The 17768-nt window shown below is 35.6% G+C and carries 18 protein-coding genes and 1 CRISPR repeat array; of the genes, 7 read left to right on the top strand and 11 right to left on the bottom strand.

Annotation, left to right across the window (positions count from 1 at the left end; all coding sequences use genetic code 11):
• The first annotated feature begins 38 nt into the window (after positions 1-38).
• From EK417_RS19180 to EK417_RS19170, 3 genes are all read left to right on the top strand, one after another.
• The gene (locus tag EK417_RS19180) at positions 39-236 is read left to right on the top strand and encodes a hypothetical protein (RefSeq protein WP_136523072.1); all 198 of its coding nucleotides are present in this window, start codon (positions 39-41) and stop codon (positions 234-236) included.
• 115 nt (positions 237-351) lie between these two features.
• On the top strand, positions 352-2067 hold the full coding sequence (locus EK417_RS19175) for a hypothetical protein (protein WP_136523071.1): 1716 nt from the start codon (positions 352-354) through the stop codon (positions 2065-2067).
• A 307-nt stretch (positions 2068-2374) separates the two neighbouring features.
• Complete coding sequence (locus EK417_RS19170; protein WP_136523070.1) at positions 2375-3523, top strand: methionine aminotransferase; 1149 nt, start codon at positions 2375-2377, stop codon at positions 3521-3523.
• Between the two features lie 77 nt (positions 3524-3600).
• Here EK417_RS19170 and EK417_RS19165 read toward each other — a convergent pair whose 3' ends face one another.
• Together EK417_RS19165 and EK417_RS19160 are read right to left on the bottom strand one after the other, a co-directional pair.
• On the bottom strand, positions 3601-4365 hold the full coding sequence (locus EK417_RS19165; protein ID WP_136523069.1) for an SDR family NAD(P)-dependent oxidoreductase: 765 nt from the start codon (positions 4363-4365) through the stop codon (positions 3601-3603).
• A gap of 89 nt (positions 4366-4454) precedes the next feature.
• Entirely contained in the window at positions 4455-5393 is a 939-nt protein-coding gene (locus EK417_RS19160; protein WP_136523068.1) for a helix-turn-helix domain-containing protein, read from the bottom strand.
• A 277-nt stretch (positions 5394-5670) separates the two neighbouring features.
• Between EK417_RS19160 and EK417_RS21235 the strand changes: the two genes are divergently transcribed.
• Together EK417_RS21235 and EK417_RS19155 are read left to right on the top strand one after the other, a co-directional pair.
• Complete coding sequence (locus EK417_RS21235) at positions 5671-5829, top strand: hypothetical protein (RefSeq protein WP_168802039.1); 159 nt, start codon at positions 5671-5673, stop codon at positions 5827-5829.
• 29 nt (positions 5830-5858) lie between these two features.
• A complete protein-coding gene (locus tag EK417_RS19155; RefSeq protein ID WP_110366326.1) occupies positions 5859-6110 on the top strand; it encodes a bacteriocin in 252 nt (83 codons plus the stop codon).
• A 54-nt stretch (positions 6111-6164) separates the two neighbouring features.
• Here the strand turns inward: EK417_RS19155 and EK417_RS19150 are convergent, their stop codons facing one another.
• The 8 genes from EK417_RS19150 to EK417_RS19120 all read right to left on the bottom strand — a co-directional run bounded on the left by EK417_RS19150 (position 6165) and on the right by EK417_RS19120 (position 14432).
• Positions 6165-7244, bottom strand: coding sequence for a hypothetical protein (locus EK417_RS19150; RefSeq protein ID WP_110366327.1), 1080 nt, complete (start codon positions 7242-7244; stop codon positions 6165-6167).
• An 83-nt stretch (positions 7245-7327) separates the two neighbouring features.
• The gene (ychF, locus tag EK417_RS19145) at positions 7328-8419 is read right to left on the bottom strand and encodes a redox-regulated ATPase YchF (RefSeq protein ID WP_062675159.1); all 1092 of its coding nucleotides are present in this window, start codon (positions 8417-8419) and stop codon (positions 7328-7330) included.
• A gap of 180 nt (positions 8420-8599) precedes the next feature.
• A complete protein-coding gene (locus EK417_RS19140; RefSeq protein ID WP_076597523.1) occupies positions 8600-9151 on the bottom strand; it encodes a ferritin in 552 nt (183 codons plus the stop codon).
• Positions 9152-9394: 243 nt separating this feature from the next.
• Positions 9395-11011: a glycoside hydrolase family 10-like protein gene (locus EK417_RS19135; protein WP_136523067.1), complete on the bottom strand. Its 1617-nt coding sequence runs from the start codon at positions 11009-11011 to the stop codon at positions 9395-9397.
• 71 nt (positions 11012-11082) lie between these two features.
• Entirely contained in the window at positions 11083-11916 is an 834-nt protein-coding gene (gene purU, locus EK417_RS19130) for a formyltetrahydrofolate deformylase (RefSeq protein ID WP_228457971.1), read from the bottom strand.
• A 56-nt stretch (positions 11917-11972) separates the two neighbouring features.
• Positions 11973-13778, bottom strand: coding sequence for a translational GTPase TypA (gene typA / locus EK417_RS19125; RefSeq protein ID WP_076597519.1), 1806 nt, complete (start codon positions 13776-13778; stop codon positions 11973-11975).
• Between the two features lie 137 nt (positions 13779-13915).
• A complete protein-coding gene (locus tag EK417_RS21230) occupies positions 13916-14134 on the bottom strand; it encodes a bacteriocin-like protein (protein WP_438830171.1) in 219 nt (72 codons plus the stop codon).
• A 64-nt stretch (positions 14135-14198) separates the two neighbouring features.
• A complete protein-coding gene (locus tag EK417_RS19120; protein ID WP_228457972.1) occupies positions 14199-14432 on the bottom strand; it encodes a DUF1294 domain-containing protein in 234 nt (77 codons plus the stop codon).
• A gap of 154 nt (positions 14433-14586) precedes the next feature.
• On the opposite strand from EK417_RS19120, the gene EK417_RS19115 reads away from it, so the two are divergent.
• Positions 14587-14943, top strand: a complete 357-nt coding sequence (locus tag EK417_RS19115; protein WP_076597517.1) for a hypothetical protein — start codon at positions 14587-14589, stop codon at positions 14941-14943.
• 88 nt (positions 14944-15031) lie between these two features.
• Here EK417_RS19115 and EK417_RS19110 read toward each other — a convergent pair whose 3' ends face one another.
• Positions 15032-15709 (bottom strand): YceI family protein, encoded by a 678-nt coding sequence (locus EK417_RS19110; RefSeq protein WP_076597516.1) that lies wholly within the window; start codon positions 15707-15709, stop codon positions 15032-15034.
• Positions 15710-16204: 495 nt separating this feature from the next.
• Here EK417_RS19110 and EK417_RS21225 point away from each other — a divergent pair, with 495 nt between their 5' ends.
• A complete protein-coding gene (locus tag EK417_RS21225; protein ID WP_168802037.1) occupies positions 16205-16369 on the top strand; it encodes a bacteriocin-like protein in 165 nt (54 codons plus the stop codon).
• A 47-nt stretch (positions 16370-16416) separates the two neighbouring features.
• Positions 16417-17696: a CRISPR direct-repeat array (repeat unit 48 nt; unit sequence GTTGTGAATTGCTTTCAAAAATTATTATCTTCGTGATGAGTCACAGCT).
• Positions 17697-17768 lie beyond the last annotated feature (72 nt).

Raw genomic sequence — 17768 nt, 5'->3', positions numbered from 1 at the left:
TTCTCTATTTTCGTCATGTTAAACAAAAAAAAATTATCATGAAAATCACTAAAAAAGTACTCAAGAGAAATCAAATGAACTCCATTATCGGAGGAACAGCGTTTATTACACCTAGCGGCCCCGGAGCGATTCCCCAGCCCCAGCCTCCCATTGCTCCCAATCCACAACCTATTGGAGGGATTCCTTTCATCTACACAATGCCATGGAACGGATTACCATGGATTGAGCCTAAATAACAATTTAAAGATACATTCCGGTCAGCAGATTGGAATGTTGCTTTTTAAAGAAAAGCATCCGGTAGTTCAATTACCGGATCAGAAAACAATGCAAAAAAACTAAAAAATCAAAAACATGAGAAAAATAACCCTCTATATTGCCATGGCTTGCCTTTTAACGGCATCCTGCTCCGATACGATGGAGCAATTCGACACTGAAGCTTCCAATTCTCAACTCATGAACAGGAATCTCACTTCGGAGGATGAAACAAAATATGCTGAGGAAGGAGAACCTACGGTATTAGGAGAACAGCTTCCTATTCCTTATACGATTGAAAACATGATGGCTGCTTACAAATCATTACTGGCTGAACCAAAAGCAGAAGGCAACAGATCATTCACTGCTGTAAATATTCGCTCTACACACAAATACATTAAATTTAATCCAACAACAGAAGATGAGCTGGAAGCACTTCAGCAATCCGATCTTATTCTTTATGATTATCCGCTTGATAAAGAAGTATTGGTAGTAGGTAAATTCTATCATGATCCCGATATTCCCGCTGATCAGCCTACCCCACAATATGCAACGGTGAAAAACGAGACGGCCTTACCTGCCGGGATTAGCTATGAGATTCTTCAGGAAGTGTATCTTCCCGAAGAGGATATCGAACTCTTAGGCACTGGTAATATGAATTACAAATTTGTATATAGCCTGGTACAAAGGGCTGAAAATATGTCCGGCTTCACCCCTTGGGAACTGGCTCATAATATACCTTGGGATAATATAGGAGAACCCGGGCAATGGTATCCCAATCCAAACCCGAATCCCGGAGGTGGCGGAGGCGGTGCTCCAATATATGGTACTATCCGAATTTTTGATACAAGATTAAATACACTGATCCCTTTTGAAGGTGCCAAAGTTACCGCTAAAAGGGGGTTGAGAACAAGAGAAGGTATCACCAATGCAAATGGTCAATACGGCTTAAGCGGTCTGCCTTTCCAACATAACAGAAATGTAGATTTCAAGCTGCATATGGATAGAAAGCATTTCGTGATAAAAGATAATCAGGTTACCCCTTCCAAAGTGGTTCGAAATAATATAAAAAGTAACCATTGGAGTCATGACATCATGCCTGGCTATGAAAATATGCAGGGCCATATGTTCAGAGCAGCCTACCGTTATTTTTATAAAGATATTGGAGGCTTGCAAAGACCTATCAGACCGAGCGGAAACCGTTCGCACATTATAGCTAAGAATACAGCTAAAGATTGGCAGGGAATCAATTATGTTGTTTTTCCTTACCTGAAAATAGCAAGATTCCGATCTGGTTCAACTACAGAATATAACTCTGATGATTATTTTTCAACCACGGTACATGAACTCGCCCATACGTCCCATGTTATCAAAATGAACACCGGAGCAGTTCAGTATTCACAGGTTAATTCTATGCTGCAGGAAAGCTGGCCATGTGCTGTAGAATGGTTTGTAACAGGAATAGAATACAGAGAAAGAGGAATCCCTAATTATGGAGCTCCTAATTATAATCCGTCTAATCCTCCTGTATTTCCTAATCGTTTCGGATATCAGTTCTGGAGTCTGAATACAAGTTCTGACTATACAAGCTTATTCATTAATTTAATTGATAACTTCAACGAGTTGGGACAGTCATTCAGTCCTCAACCTATGGGAACGGTAAATGACCAGGTTATCGGCTATACCTTAGCCAATATTGAAAATAATTTTCTAAAACATTGTTATGGATTAAGCAGCTTAAGCACTCAGCTTAAAGCAAACAGACCCGCAGGAGTAAGTAATGCACAGATAGATTTATTATTGAGCTTTTATTAAGTTTATTCCTTATAACATAATGACCATCCTGCTATAAGGATGGTCTTTTTATAGTAATATTTTACAATTTTTTCTTTTCCCGATGCCCGATTGTTTTTAAAGTGTTGTCTGACAAATGTAAATGGTTTTCCATTGATTCAAAAGAAAAATTTAAACAAATGTTTAAATAATTTCAAACACTTCAACTGACTATTTTACCTTACACTTTTCCATCATTCTCTTTATATCTGTTATTTTCTAAGTTTTACGACCATAATTTCAGACTGTTGTAAATATTTCATTAAATTCGGTCAACAAAACTGCTTTTATGATACAACTTCCATTATCAAAACTTTCCAACGTAGGAACTACTATTTTCAGTCAGATGACTCAGCTTGCCAATGAAAATGAGGCCATCAACCTGTCTCAGGGATTTCCTGATTTTATGCCTGATTCAGAATTATTAAATCATGTAGATCATTTTATTAAAAAAGGCTTCAATCAGTACGCTCCTCTTGGTGGAATGATTGGTTTAAAGGAAGAAATTGCACGAAAAATTGAAAACAGCCATCAGGCAATATACCATCCGGATTCTGAAATAACAGTTACTGCTGGCGGTACCCAGGCAATTTTCACCACTATTGCCTCTTTTATTAAAAAGGATGACGAAGTGATTATTTTTGAACCGGCCTATGATTGCTACGAACCTACTGTAGAACTTTTCGGAGGTATTGTAAAACGATTTGAAATGAAAGCCCCGGATTATGAAATCAACTGGGCTGAAGTAAAAAATCTTGTCAGTGAAAAAACCAGGATGATAATTCTTAACAACCCCAATAATCCTTCAGGAAAAATCCTGAAAGAAAATGATATACAGGAACTTATCAAACTGGTAAAAGGAACTTCTATCCTTATCTTGAGTGATGAAGTGTATGAAAATATTGTTTTTGATGGGAAACGGCATTTAAGTATCTGTAAATATCCTGAATTGAAAGAAAGAAGCATTCTTGTGGCCTCTTTTGGGAAGCTTTTCCATGTTACCGGATGGAAAGTAGGGTATTGTGCAGCACCGAAAATCTTAACGGAAGAATTCAGAAAGGTGCATCAGTTCAATGTTTTTTGTGTAAATACTCCCATTCAGCTTGCACTGGCAGAATACATGAAAAATGATGAACATTACACTCATCTGAATCAGTTTTTTCAGGAAAAAAGAGACTTTCTGAGAAAAGGCCTTGAAGGCACTTCATTTGAACTCCTTGATTGTGAAGGAACTTATTTTCAGGCGGTAAAATATAATAAAATTTCCGATAAAAATGATTTTGATTTTGCTTCAGAACTTACCATCAATCATAAGGTAGCCAGTGTTCCTTTCTCTTCATTTTATAAAAACAAACTGAACGAGAATGTCATCAGGCTCTGCTTTGCCAAGAAACAGGAGACATTAGAAAAGGCGATTGAGAATTTATCTAAATTATAATTTTAGGGGTGAAACAAAGATCAATAACCCGGGCGGCTCATTCTGAGCCGCCCGGGTTATTTTGGTTATAATAAATGTTATAAAAACACTCCTCCTGAAACTTCAATTCTTTGTCCATTGATCCATCTTGCATCTTCCGTACACAGAAAGGCAACTACTCCACCAATATCATCCGGAAGACCTACTCTTCCCAGCGCTGTAGCACCAGCCACCATGGCATTGATCTCTTCATTATCCCTTACCCTTCCGCCGCCAAAATCTGTTTCAATAGCTCCCGGAGCCACAACATTGGCTTTGATTTTTCTTGGTCCCAATTCTTTCGCCATATATTTCGTAAGCATTTCTACTCCTGCTTTGATTGATCCGTAAACAGAAGATCCCGGTGTTACAAATCTTGCCAGACCGGAAGAAATATTAATAATACCTCCTCCGTCATTAATAAATGGCAGTAATTTTTGAGTCAGGAAAAACACTCCTTTAAAGTGAATATCCACCACGTCATCTAACTGTTCCTCCGTAACTTCTGTAATGGGAGAATATAAGGCTGTTCCTGCATTATTGATCAGGTAATCAATATGAGTACTTCCTGTGTTCTGCTGTAAATGATCTGTTACGTTTTTCACAAATGCATCAAAGCTTTTAATGTCTTTTGTATCAAGCTGAAATGCAACAGCATGCCTTCCCAGTGATTTGATCTCATGGACAACAGCTTCTGCTTCTTCCCTGTTGCTTCTGTAAGTAATAATTACATCCAATCCTTTTTGAGCAATTTTAAGTGCTGAATTTCTCCCTAATCCACGGCTTCCTCCGGTTACCAGTGCAGTATTTGTTTTTGCGTTCATTGTATTTTGATTATTTTGATGGTACAAAGTTGGGATATTTTCAGACTGAAGTATTTGCTTGAATCAATCTGAAATTTGCAAAATTCAAATCAGGAACGAAATTCCAACGGAGTAAAAGTGGTTTTCCTTTTAAAGAAATTGGAAAAATGGGCTATCTCTTCAAATCCCAGAGCGTAAGATATTTCTGAAACATTCCATTTCGTCTGTTTTAAAAGTATTTTAGCTTCCTGGATAATCCGGTCAGAAATAAACTCTGTGGTTGTTTTTCCGGTGTTTTCTTTTAATCTTTTATTTAGATAATTCACATGAACTGCCAGCCTGTCTGCATAATCTTTTGCTGTTTTCAGTTGCAGCCTCTGTTCCCATGATTCAATAGGAAACTGTCTTTCAAGCAGCTCTATAAATAAAGAAACCACTCTCATAGAAGAATTATTGGATGCTGATATTTTGGATGCAGGCTGTAATTTCTGTCCATAATGAATCAGCTCCAGAACATAGTTTCTGATCAGATCATATTTAAATACATAATCTGAATCTATTTCTTTTTTTATCTTTTTAAAGAGGCTTTCAATCTCTTCTGCAAGCTCACCATCAATTTCAAAAACAGGAACTCCGCCTGGCTGAAAAATAGGAAGATCTTCCAGATTGTAATAAGACTTATCCTTAATAAAGAAATCCTCCGTAAAAACACAGAAACTTCCGGACTGATCCGGGTCTTCAGGAACCCAGTGATAGGGAACTTTAGGCGTAGCAAATAATAGAGCATTTTGCTGTATTGAAATTACTTTATCTGCATATTCTGCCCTGTTTCTTCCTTTTATAAAGCTTATTTTATAGTATTTCCTCCTGTTATAAGGCATCTCAGAAGTAGTCTTTGCCCTTTCTATTGTTTGGGCAATATCAAAAACATTAAAGTGACCAATGTCTTTGTGAAGTCCTTTTGGGAAAATACTTTCAAGATCTTTGCCCAGTTTGGCAGCCATCTCTTTATAAAAATCTTCCAGTGAGGTATGTGCTGCTTTTTCCATGGCAGATAATTTGTAAAATTCAAATATACGAAGTTATCAATCAACCTTTTTTGAAATGATTACAGATTGCTCGTCCGATCTCAAGATTTTTTTAATTTCAAAAAAACACACCATGCGTATTTATTGAAATTTTCAATAGAATCACTTATTATATTGAAAATTTATCACAATATTGCAGATATAGTATTATATTTTTTTATATTTTTTTTATATACAGTGATATAACTCATTTATTTTTATTATTTTCGTTAAAACTAACCCATTAAAAATTAAACCAATGAAAAGCAAAAACTTAACTCTCGGAAAAAAACTGAACAAAAAACATTTAAGAGTAATTACCGGAGGAAAAGAAATGTGTCTGCTTCCAGATCTTACCTGCAAGAGGTATTCTTTTGCCTGTGCAGAATTACAATGCCAACCTGGTATTGAATTGTAAAAGAAACTAAACCATAAAAACTTTAACGAATGAAAAATCAACATTTAAATAATGGTAAAAAACTGAATAAAAAAGAGTTGAAGACCATTAAAGGAGGCGTAATGATATGTGCTGGAGGAGCTAACGGAGGATGTGCACAAATTCATCCATCATGCTATGAAAAGCAATGCCGTCCTGGGGTAACAGAAGTGTGCATGCCAACATCAAATACTTGTATAAAAAGGTCTTTTAATTGTGTAGAACCACCATGTTGGCCAAACTTAGAGCCTCCAATATTATAATGATATTAAATGAATCGCTTCTTTAAAAAGAAGCGATTTTTAATTTGTATTCATTTAGCTCACAGTACCACCTAGATCTTTTAGCATCCATTTTCCCTTTATATACTCTGCAGCATAATCATTAGTAAATCCACTTCCTGAAACATAGATATAGAATATATTCGGATCTTTATCATTGGTTTGAATTTTGGAAATGTTCCTGTCTGTTACATCCGTAATCCTCAGATAAGGAGTTTGCTTATTTTTATCTTCCGAAACAAATAGTACTCTTGCCTCAGGGTTAATCTGATGAAAATAGTCACAATCAGTTTCATAAATCTGAAATGTATAATGTAGTTTTTTCATATTAATCATTCCATTATTGGGCTGTAAAAGCTCATAAAGCTGAGTAAATTTGTTCTTCTCAGATTTAAATAAAGGATTCATATCCTCAAAGTCATTAATGCCATCTCCATCTGTATCCTTATCCATCTGATTAAGTCCAAAACTTTTCTCAAAGATATCATTATAACCATCATGATCAGAATCCTTCGTTACATCTTTCAGGCTCATTTTAAAAAGTTTCCCGTCTTCCATTGCAGAATAATCATCATATCCGGGAAGCCCTCCTACCTTTACAATTTTCACAAGACTTCCTTCAAACTGAAGAAACCCATCTTTGATAATAGGCAATTCCTGAATTTCGTTGATGTAATAATGGCTGAAACTCAATCCAAGAAAATATGCTTTAGGTTTTTCATTTTCAATAGTCAGAAGCCAGAAGCCAAGTCTGTTTCGTCCTAAACCATACAAAACATTCCCTACCTGCTGCGAAGAATAAAACGCAAACTGATCTGAAAATTTCTCTCTGAATACTTTAAACTGACTTTCCAGCCTTTTTTCCATTTTTTCATATACTTCAGATCCTGCATGGGTAAAAGATTCAACACTGTCTTGCCTAAAACTGCGGTATTTCTTAAGGCTAGTAATTTCTAAATAATCAACCTTTTTATTCAGTATCTGTTTCACAGTATAAGGCTTCTGTTCCTTATAAACTTCAAACACCTGATCTCTTCTGTTGGTAAAACAGTTTTTCTCAACAGATTGAGAACATGAAAAAAATAAAATAAGAATTGTAAAATAACAGATTTTCATAGTTAAAGTTTGATGTATAAAAGCAAAAAACGCTCCCAAATTCATGGAAACGCTTTTTTTTATAACTAACTTTAATACTTTTCTTATACGTTGAATCTAAAGTGCATGATGTCGCCATCCTGTACGATATATTCTTTACCTTCTACAGAAAGCTTTCCAGCTTCTTTTACTTTTACTTCAGAACCATAGTTTACGTAATCGTTATACTTGATTACTTCTGCACGGATAAATCCTTTTTCAAAGTCTGTGTGGATTACTCCTGCAGCTTGTGGAGCAGTCCATCCCTGTCCGATAGTCCAGGCTCTTACTTCTTTTACCCCAGCTGTAAAATAGGTCTGAAGTTTCAAAAGATCATACGCTTTTCTGATCAAACGGTTAACACCAGGTTCTGTAAGCCCTAGCTCATCAAGGAAAATTTCTCTTTCTTCGAAAGTTTCAAGCTCATTGATATCAGCTTCGATCTGAGCGGCTAATACGACTACTTCAGCACCTTCGCCTTTAGCCATTTCTTCAATCTTAGCAATCCACTCATTTCCGTTTTTGATAGAGTTTTCATCTACGTTACAAACGTAAAGAACCGGTTTATTTGTCAACAATTGAACTTCTCCGATGATTGATTTTGTAAAATCATCAGTCGCGAATTCTCTTGCATTTTTACCATCTTCAAGAAATTTCTGTAAATTCTGAAGGGTTTCGTAAGTAAGAATATCTTCTTTCTTCCCTGATTTGATGAATTTTTTAGCTTTCTCCACTGCTTTACCTACAGTTTCAAGGTCTTTCAGCTGAAGCTCTATATCAATAATTTCTTTATCTCTTAACGGATCTACAGAACCTTCTACGTGAACGATATTTCCATTGTCAAAACATCTTAAAACGTGAATAATCGCTTCACACTCACGGATGTTAGCTAAGAACTGGTTCCCCAATCCTTCTCCTTTGCTGGCTCCTTTTACAAGACCTGCAATATCAACAATCTCAACTACAGCAGGTAAAACTCTCTCAGGTTTTACGATTTTCTCCAGTTCAAACAATCTCTGATCCGGTACAGAAACCGTTCCAAGGTTCGGTTCAATAGTACAGAAAGGATAGTTTGCTGATTGAGCTTTTGCATTGCTCAGACAGTTAAAAAGTGTTGATTTACCTACATTCGGCAGGCCTACGATTCCACATTTCATATTGTAAAATTCAAAGTTTAAGATTTAGGAGCAACCCAAGGTATTCTCAACTTTAAACATTGAACTCAGAACCTTGAATTACGAGTGTGCAAAGATAGTGATTTTTGAGGGAGTTTCATAATAAAAAAATCTGCCAGTATTCTGACAGATTTTCAAAAGGTTTAGTTTTACCAGGTATTCTTACGGATTAGCTCCTGTAGCATTCTGGGCCAGCGGAACATCATTGGGTGCTTCCTGTAATGCCTTATCTAAAGTAAATAAAGATTCATCGGTAGCTCTGTCACCTCCTGCAATTTTTAATTTATCTATTAAATTCTGTGCTAATGTTTCTTCTTCAATCTGTTCCTGTACAAACCATTGCATGAAATTCCACGTAGCCCAGTCCTTTTCTTCCATAGAAAGATCTACAATTTTATAAATGGCAGTGGTATTATCCACTTCATGTTTAAAAACACCATCAAAGCATGCTGTAAGTGTTTTAGGATCAGCTGGAGGAGCCGGAATAGCCGTTACTTTTGGTTTACCTCCTCTGTTTAAAATATATTCCATGAATTTGATGGAGTGATTTCTCTCTTCCTGGGCGTGTCGGTACAGAAAATTAGCAATCCCCTGATAGCCTTTATCATCGGCCCAGATTCCATAAGATAAAAAAATGTGTGATGCATGAATTTCCTTGTTCATCTGGTCACTAAGTGCTTTTTCCATATTGGTGGAAAGTCTTTTAGTATTCATAATGTTATATTTTGGTGATTATGGGATTACTTATGCAAAAATGATTCCGATAAAGTTTTCAATTTACTTAAAAACACACGTTTTAATTAAAAATATAACTGATTTACAGTATTTTAAATTGATAATTTATAGTTATTCTAAAATAAAACCCGGTTCCAAGACAGAACCGAGTTTTAAATTTATAGTTGGAATTGCGTTTCCGAAAAGTTTGCAATGACGTATCGGGAGCAGTTTTCAGCCTGGTTATTTAATTCTTCTCGCTGAATAATCACTTTCATTTCCTAATCTGTCGATGGCTTTGATGGCAACGGCATTCAATTTTTTTCCGTCTTTAGATTTGGGAATATCTTTTGAAAGCGTATCCAATGTCAGAATTTCTGTTTGCCACACTCCGTTGTACTGAGTGAAAAGTACCCATAAAAATACATCGGCTGTATTTTTGCTACTCCAGCTTGTCTGAGCAAAGCTTCCGTTATCAGCAATAAATAAGGTAGGAGTTTGTAACGGAACAGTTTTAATCCATGGAGATTTGGGAACTAATGCTTTTTCATTGTATGGTCCGCTTTTCAAAGCGGGCAGCATATTGGGATTTTTGGTAAGACCTGCAATGCTCCAGTGAATTTCTCCTGCATCATTTTTAAGAATATTTCTGGAAATAGCGATCTGATTTTTAATTTCTGCAGGACGGTCTGAAACTTTAATCTCAACTGTATTAAGCCCCGGCCACAAGTGACGGTTCATTGTATTTTCAGACTGCCACCAGCTTAACAAGGCTTCAAAGCTTTGCCCTTTGGAATCTACCGGCCAGTACAACTGTGGTGAGAAATAATCTACCCAGCCTTTATTTAACCAAAGTTTAGCATCTGCATACAGTTCGTCATACTGAGAAGACCCTACAATTCCTGCAGGATATCCGGGTTTCCAGATTCCAAACGGGCTAATCCCGAATCTTACATTATTTTTTTCTGCATGAATTTCTTTATAGATACGTTCTACAAATTTATTCACGTTATCTCTTCTCCAATCTGCTCTGGATAAAGTACCTCCGTTGCTTAAGTAAGCATTCCAACTGGCGTTATCTGGAAAATCTGCTCCTTTATTGTAAGTAGCATAAGGATAGAAATAATCATCGAAATGCACAGCATCAATATCATATCTTTTTACAATATCTTTTACCACATTGGACACATGGCCTTGTGTTTTCGGATTAGCGGGATCAAACCAGTACATTCCATTCTTTAGTCTTACCACAATATCGGACAGTTTATTGGCCATTGACAGCTTATTCACAGCTCCTCCGTTGGTATGATGTGCTCGGTAAGGATTCAACCAGACATGAAGTTCCAATCCTCTTTTATGAGCTTCTTCGATCCAAAACTGAAGCGGATCATAGTTTGGGTAAGGAGCCGTTCCTGTTTCTCCGGTCAGGAAATAAGACCATGGTTCGATATTACTTGTATAAAGTGCATCTGCAGAAGGTCTGATCTGGAAAATAGCCGCATTGAAATTATTATCTTTCAGCATATCAAGCATACTGATTGCTTCTGCCTTCTGCTGATCTACTGTAAGGTCATTTCTTGAAGGCCAGTTGATATTGGCTACACTGGCAATCCATGCTCCGCGGAATTCTCTTTTGATTTCCGGAAGATTGGTTCTGAAATTTTCTTCCGTTGAAGCTGCTGTTCCTGTTGTTGATTTTGTTGCTACCGGAATTACTTTTGGAGGATTTGTATTGTTGGTGGGTTTTGTCGGATTCTTCGTGGAGGGTGTTTTTACAACATTGTTCTGAACGGAACATGAGGTAGTATACGATGCAAAAACGCCCAATAAAACGATAAGTTTTAATTTATTCATTCTCATAGTCTGCAAAACTACAATAAATTATTTTTTAGCTTTTAAAATTTATTATAATAAATTATATTTTCAACTCATCATTCAAAAATAATAGTCTTATTTCCATCAATAAAAACTTTATCTTCAAAAACCAGTTTCAAAGCATTTGCCAGGACATTTCTTTCAACATCCCTTCCCAGATTCGCAAGATCTTTTGCTGTTTTGGAATGACTCACCTTGATAATATCCTGATAGATTATTGGGCCTTCATCCAGATCATCAGTCACAAAATGTGCTGTTGCTCCAATGATTTTTACTCCTCTTTCAAAAGCCTGTCTGTAAGGATTCGCACCAATAAAAGCAGGTAAAAATGAATGGTGTATATTAACTATTCTTCCTTTAAATTTTTCCACAAAATTGGTTGAAAGGATTCTCATGAACTTGGCTAAAACCAGATAATCAAATTCATAATTTTTGAGGGTTTGCATGATTTGAATTTCATGCTCCTCTCTTGTGATATTTTCTGTAGAAATATAGTGAAACGGAACATCAAACTTCTCTGTCATATCTTTTAGACTTTCATAATTCCCGATAACCGCCAGAATATTAAAGTTAAGATCCTTGAAATGGTTTCTGATCAGCAAATCTGACAAACAATGATGTTCTTTTGTCACCAAAACAACAATATTTTTGGGTGTATTTTTGCTTAGTTCAATGTTGCAATCCCCCAATTGATCTTTGATTTGATCCATCACTTTTTGAGGATCAGCAATGCCCGAAACTTCGGTTCTCATAAAGAACAATGACTTTTCTCTGTCCACAAACTCGTCATTTTTTACAATATTAAGATTGTTTTTCAACAGCACATCCGAGATCTTATGTACTAAACCTTTTTCATCTTTACAGGCGATTTTAAAAATAAAATTCATCATTTGTTTTTTTTAAAATAAAAAGTCCTCATTACTGAGGACTTTAAAAATTATTTAGATTATGCTTTCGCAGATCTTTCTACTCTTTTTCTTTCTTCTTCAGAAAGGATTTTCTTTCTCATTCTGATGAAGTTCGGAGTTACCTCAATCGCTTCATCACCCTGGATGTATTCCATACATTCTTCCAGAGAGAATAAGATTTTTGGAGCAACACCAGTATCTTTATCTTTTCCTGAAGCCCTCATGTTGTTCAGCTGTTTTGCTTCTACAATGTTTACTACCAGGTCTCCAGGTTTGTTTTGTTCACCGATGATCATTCCTGTGTAGATTTCCTCACCCGGATCCACGAAGAACTTACCTCTATCCTGTAGTTTAGCAATAGAATATTCTGTAGCAGGACCTGTAGTTTTGCTGATCAGAACTCCATTGTTTCTTCCAGGAATAGCACCTTTGAAAGGCTTGTACTCTGTGAAACGGTGTGCCATGATAGCTTCACCAGCAGTAGCTGTCAACATCTGAGAACGTAATCCGATCAAACCTCTTGAAGGAATTTCGAATTCCATGTGCTGCATTTCACCTTTAGTTTCCATAATGTGAAGGTCACCTTTTCTCTGAGTTGCCAGGTCAATAACTCTTGAAGCAAATTCTTCAGGAACGTCAACAACCAAAGATTCATAAGGCTCGCATTTCTCACCATCAATTTCTCTGAAGATAACCTGCGGCTGACCAATTGTCATTTCGTATCCTTCTCTTCTCATCGTTTCGATCAAAACTGACAAGTGAAGAATACCTCTACCGAATACAAGGAATGTATTGGCATCGTCAGTCTGCTGAACTCTTAATGCAAGGTTTTTCTCTAATTCTTTTGTTAATCTTTCTTTAAGGTGGTTAGAAGTAACATATTTTCCGTCTTTACCGAAGAAAGGTGAGTTGTTGATAGAGAACGTCATGTTCAGCGTAGGCTCGTCAATTGCTGTTCTTTCCAATGGCTCAGGGTTTTCAAGATCAACGAAAGAATCACCAATCTGGAATGCATCAAAACCTACTACAGCACAGATATCTCCTGCTTTTACTTCGGTTACTTTTTTCTTTCCTAATCCTTCGAAAACGTAAAGTTCTTTTACTTTTCCTTTTACGATTTTACCTTCTGCCTGGGCAAGACCAATCCATTGAGATTCTTTGATCTCACCTCTTGTTACTTTCCCGATTGCAATTCTTCCTAAGAAAGAAGAGAAGTCAAGAGAAGTAATCTGCATCTGAAGATTTCCTTCTGTTACTTTCGGTTCAGGAACATATTGTAAAATACCGTCTAATAATGGTAAGATATCTTCAGTCTGCTCTAATGAGGTGTTGAACCATCCTTGTTTTGAAGATCCATAGAACGTAGGGAAATCCAATTGTTCTTCAGTAGCTTCAAGGTTGAAGAACAGGTCAAATACTTTATCGTGAACTTCGTCCGGACGACAGTTTGGCTTATCTACTTTATTGATAACCACTAATGGTCTCAATCCTAATTCCAATGCTTTCTGTAGTACGAATCTTGTTTGTGGCATTGGTCCTTCGAACGCATCCACCAACAAAATAACCCCATCAGCCATTTTCAATACTCTTTCTACTTCTCCACCAAAATCGGCGTGACCAGGAGTATCAATTACGTTAATTTTTGTGTCTTTATAAGTAACAGAAATATTCTTGGATAAGATAGTGATCCCTCTTTCTCTTTCAAGATCGTTGTTATCCATAATTAACTCCCCACTCTCCTGATTTTCTCTGAAAATGTTGGTAGCGTGAATGATCTTGTCAACCAAAGTCGTCTTTCCGTGGTCAACGTGTGCGATAATCGCAATATTTCTAATGTTTTGCATAAAAGATTTTTACGGGTGCAAAAGTAGTGATTTTTAATGAAAAAATATTTAGTTATCAAAATATTTAATAATTTGTTCAAAATACTTATTTATAAGACAATAAAAAAAGAGTGTTCAAAAAACACTCTTTAAACTATCTATATACAGATCTGTACTTCACATGGATCTACTGCAGGTGGTTCTCCGCATATAATATCAAACTCACCGCAATTACTGGAGAATCCGGTTCCCCAACCCCATCTTACAGCACATGTATCGGCATCTTTATATCTTACCATTCCTTTAATAATTCCTCCTTGTACCGATTTCATTTCAATTCTCGAGATTTTTTTGAGATTTTCATGTTGTTTGTTTATTTGTTATTAGCATGATAAAAATATAACACCAAACGTAATATTGAAACATTTAACATTTTTAATATCAATGTCTTATCAATCGATAAAAAAACACCAGATCAATTAAAACCACAAGAATGAATTTCATTAGAAAGGACTTTTTGGAAACTTTGTGATTAAAAAGAATCATTCCGGAAGCAGCTCCTAAAATTCCGCCTAAAATAGAGAGTAATAAAAGGGTATTTTCTGAAATTCTCCATTGATGTTTTTGGGCCTGCCATTTATCAAAACCAAAGACACCAAATGTAATAAGGTTCATTATCAACAGAAAAGGAATCATTCTAAAATTAATTTACTGCAAAAGTAAAGCTTAATTTGTAAATGGAGCAACTCTTAAATTTATACTTATTTATCATGTTGGCAGTTTTATCAGAATAAGATTTTTTAAATTTGTCCTTCTTAAAAACAATTCAATGACGGTACAGGATCTTGCAGGAAGCTATTCAATTGAGGGAAGTAATCAGGAAGAATCTTTCCATCCATCTTATCATGGAATATTAACCTTAACTATTGATGAGAATAACCGTATTACTGCTCAATGGATGATTGGCGACCATCAGCAAAATGGAACAGGATTTTACAAAGACCAGATTTTAGTGATTAATTTCAACTACAAAGGAGAAGATGATAAAATCTACAAAGGAGTTGCTGTTTACCGCTGCCTCAGCAAAGACGTTCTGGATGGATTCTGGTCTGAGAAACATGGTAATCCTTTGTATCTTGGAAGTGAATTTTGTGTAAGAATTCAGAATTCTAAGATTATCAATTAATTTTTTATCTATTTGATCAAAAAAATCTAAAATAAAAAAGAGCCGCCTTCATGAAGACAGCTCTTGTCGTTATTAAAGTTTAAATAACTTATTTTTTAGCTTTTACGTCGATCGCAATCTCGATATCTTTGCTGATCATCCATTCTGCCGGATCTGCTTCAGAAGTACCGAATTTAAGTCCCCAATCTGCTCTGTTCACAGTAAACTTAGCCTGAATAGCTGCTGAATTTTCAGCTACCTCTACTTTCGCAGGAAAGGTAACATTCATTGTTTTTCCTGATAGTGTAAGGTTTCCACTTACCGTTTTATTAGCTCCTGCTACAGCGTCTTTTGGTGCTTCTTTCAAATCTGTAACACTTGTAATTTTGAAATCTGAAGTAGGGTTTTTCGCTACATCAAAGAAATCAGGATTTTTAAGGTGAGCTTCTAGATCAGCCGGTTTTTTATCTTTTTCTGTTACTGAAGCCGGGTCTACTTTGATAGAATTCATATCAATAATAAAATTTCCTGCTGCAACCTGACCTGCATCAACACTGATGTCTCCAGACTTTACCGTAAGTGTTCCCCAACGAGGTGCCATCCCCCCTTTGTGGAAAGCTTTCCAGTTCACTACTGAAGCTACTGTATCTACTGCCAGTGTTTCACCTTTGCTTTCAGCTACTGTCTGCTCCTGAGCTGTCGCTGCAGACTCTGCTGATTTTTCTTTATTACATGATGCTAAAAGCAATCCTACTCCTACTAATGCAATTACGCTAATTTTTTTCATATTGAACTGTTTTAAAAAAGTTTATTAAAATTTTGTTGTTTTCGGGTACAAAAATAGAAAAACCTAATTGGAGATCCCTTAACATACGTCAAGAAATATAATTTTCTTATCAGCATTAGGAATTTTAACATAAAGTTGTTTAAACTTTGCAAAACCACAAAAGTCACACAAGGTTTCATTTTAAAACACTTGAGTTCACTTAGGTAAGTTTAATATGATACCGCAGAAAAGTATACATAAGGCTTGGTCCTGAAAAAGTTTAAGTGTTTAAAACTTTTGTGTGTTTATGGTTAAAATAATGAATATAAAAGCTTAAACAACCTCATGTAAAAAAAATGAAAATTAAAAACATTCATTCTATTATTACATTTTATCCCCATCACCCCTATCATAAATTTACATATATATTTAATAATATCCAGTAAATATTTTTACCTTAAATCAATAAATAGAAAATAATTCATATATTTATCGCTTACAAATTAAAATTATACTATGAAAAATTTCAAAAAAATTTCTAGAGATCAGTTAAAAAAAGTAAATGGTGGCGGCAACAGAGATGGTATTTGCCAACCTCAATACATGTTAATCTGCGATGCTATTGGAATCTGTGGTCCAGAACCAGATACAGCTTGTAACTGCTATTGCGTTCCTATTTAATAAGATATAATCCCTCTAATTGAGGGATTTTTTATACTTTATATTCTCTTGAAAATTGCTTTCAAAAATTATTATCTTCGTGATGAGTCACAGCTAAAAATCCACATAACATTGTAATGTTTACGTTGTGAATTGCTTTCAAAAATTATTATCTTCGTGATGAGTCACAGCAAATATCTGAAATACTGATCTGCATTGGTAGTTGTGAATTGCTTTCAAAAATTATTATCTTCGTGATGAGTCACAGCCTTTCCAAAACATTCCCCTCTTCATCTACAGTTGTGAATTGCTTTCAAAAATTATTATCTTCGTGATGAGTCACAGCTGACGATCCCGGAACTTAGTCCCATTGATCGTTGTGAATTGCTTTCAAAAATTATTATCTTCGTGATGAGTCACAGCTTTTCGGATCTACACATTCCGCAACTACATGTTGTGAATTGCTTTCAAAAATTATTATCTTCGTGATGAGTCACAGCTTTTGCGTTAAAAGCAACAATCGTTCCATCGTTGTGAATTGCTTTCAAAAATTATTATCTTCGTGATGAGTCACAGCTTTGAGTATAATTAAAAGATAACAGTTATGGTTGTGAATTGCTTTCAAAAATTATTATCTTCGTGATGAGTCACAGCTCGATTTGCTTATGTATTCAGATCATTCGAGTTGTGAATTGCTTTCAAAAATTATTATCTTCGTGATGAGTCACAGCGCTGATCTTGAATTTTCTCAGAGAAAATAAGTTGTGAATTGCTTTCAAAAATTATTATCTTCGTGATGAGTCACAGCCTATTCATGTGATGGGACTACCAATCAACAGTTGTGAATTGCTTTCAAAAATTATTATCTTCGTGATGAGTCACAGCTTTACGGTCATACTTATATCGTAGGACTCTGTTGTGAATTGCTTTCAAAAATTATTATCTTCGTGATGAGTCACAGCTGAGGAAAAATATCAGACAAAATCATACGAGTTGTGAATTGCTTTCAAAAATTATTATCTTCGTGATGAGTCACAGCTGTTTATCTTTTGGCTTAGTTTCCTTATGCGTTGTGAATTGCTTTCAAAAATTATTATCTTCGTGATGAGTCACAGCCCCTCAGATAATTGACAAATGATTCAACGCGTTGTGAATTGCTTTCAAAAATTATTATCTTCGTGATGAGTCACAGCTTTATTTACTGCAAATATCGTTCCTAGTTAGTTGTGAATTGCTTTCAAAAATTATTATCTTCGTGATGAGTCACAGCTAACTTCTTTCGTAGCCAAACTACAATTTAGTTGTGAATTGCTTTCAAAAATTATTATCTTCGTGATGAGTCACAGCTATCGGTGAAACTGTAACAAGTGTTAATTAGTTGTGAATTGCTTTCAAAAATTATTATCTTCGTGATGAGTCA

The sequence above is a fragment of the Chryseobacterium candidae genome, from assembly GCF_004916905.1.
GTDB classification, from domain to species: domain Bacteria; phylum Bacteroidota; class Bacteroidia; order Flavobacteriales; family Weeksellaceae; genus Chryseobacterium; species Chryseobacterium candidae.
Note: the sequence above shows the minus strand (reverse complement) of the source record. Positions and strands in the feature narration are given on the sequence as shown.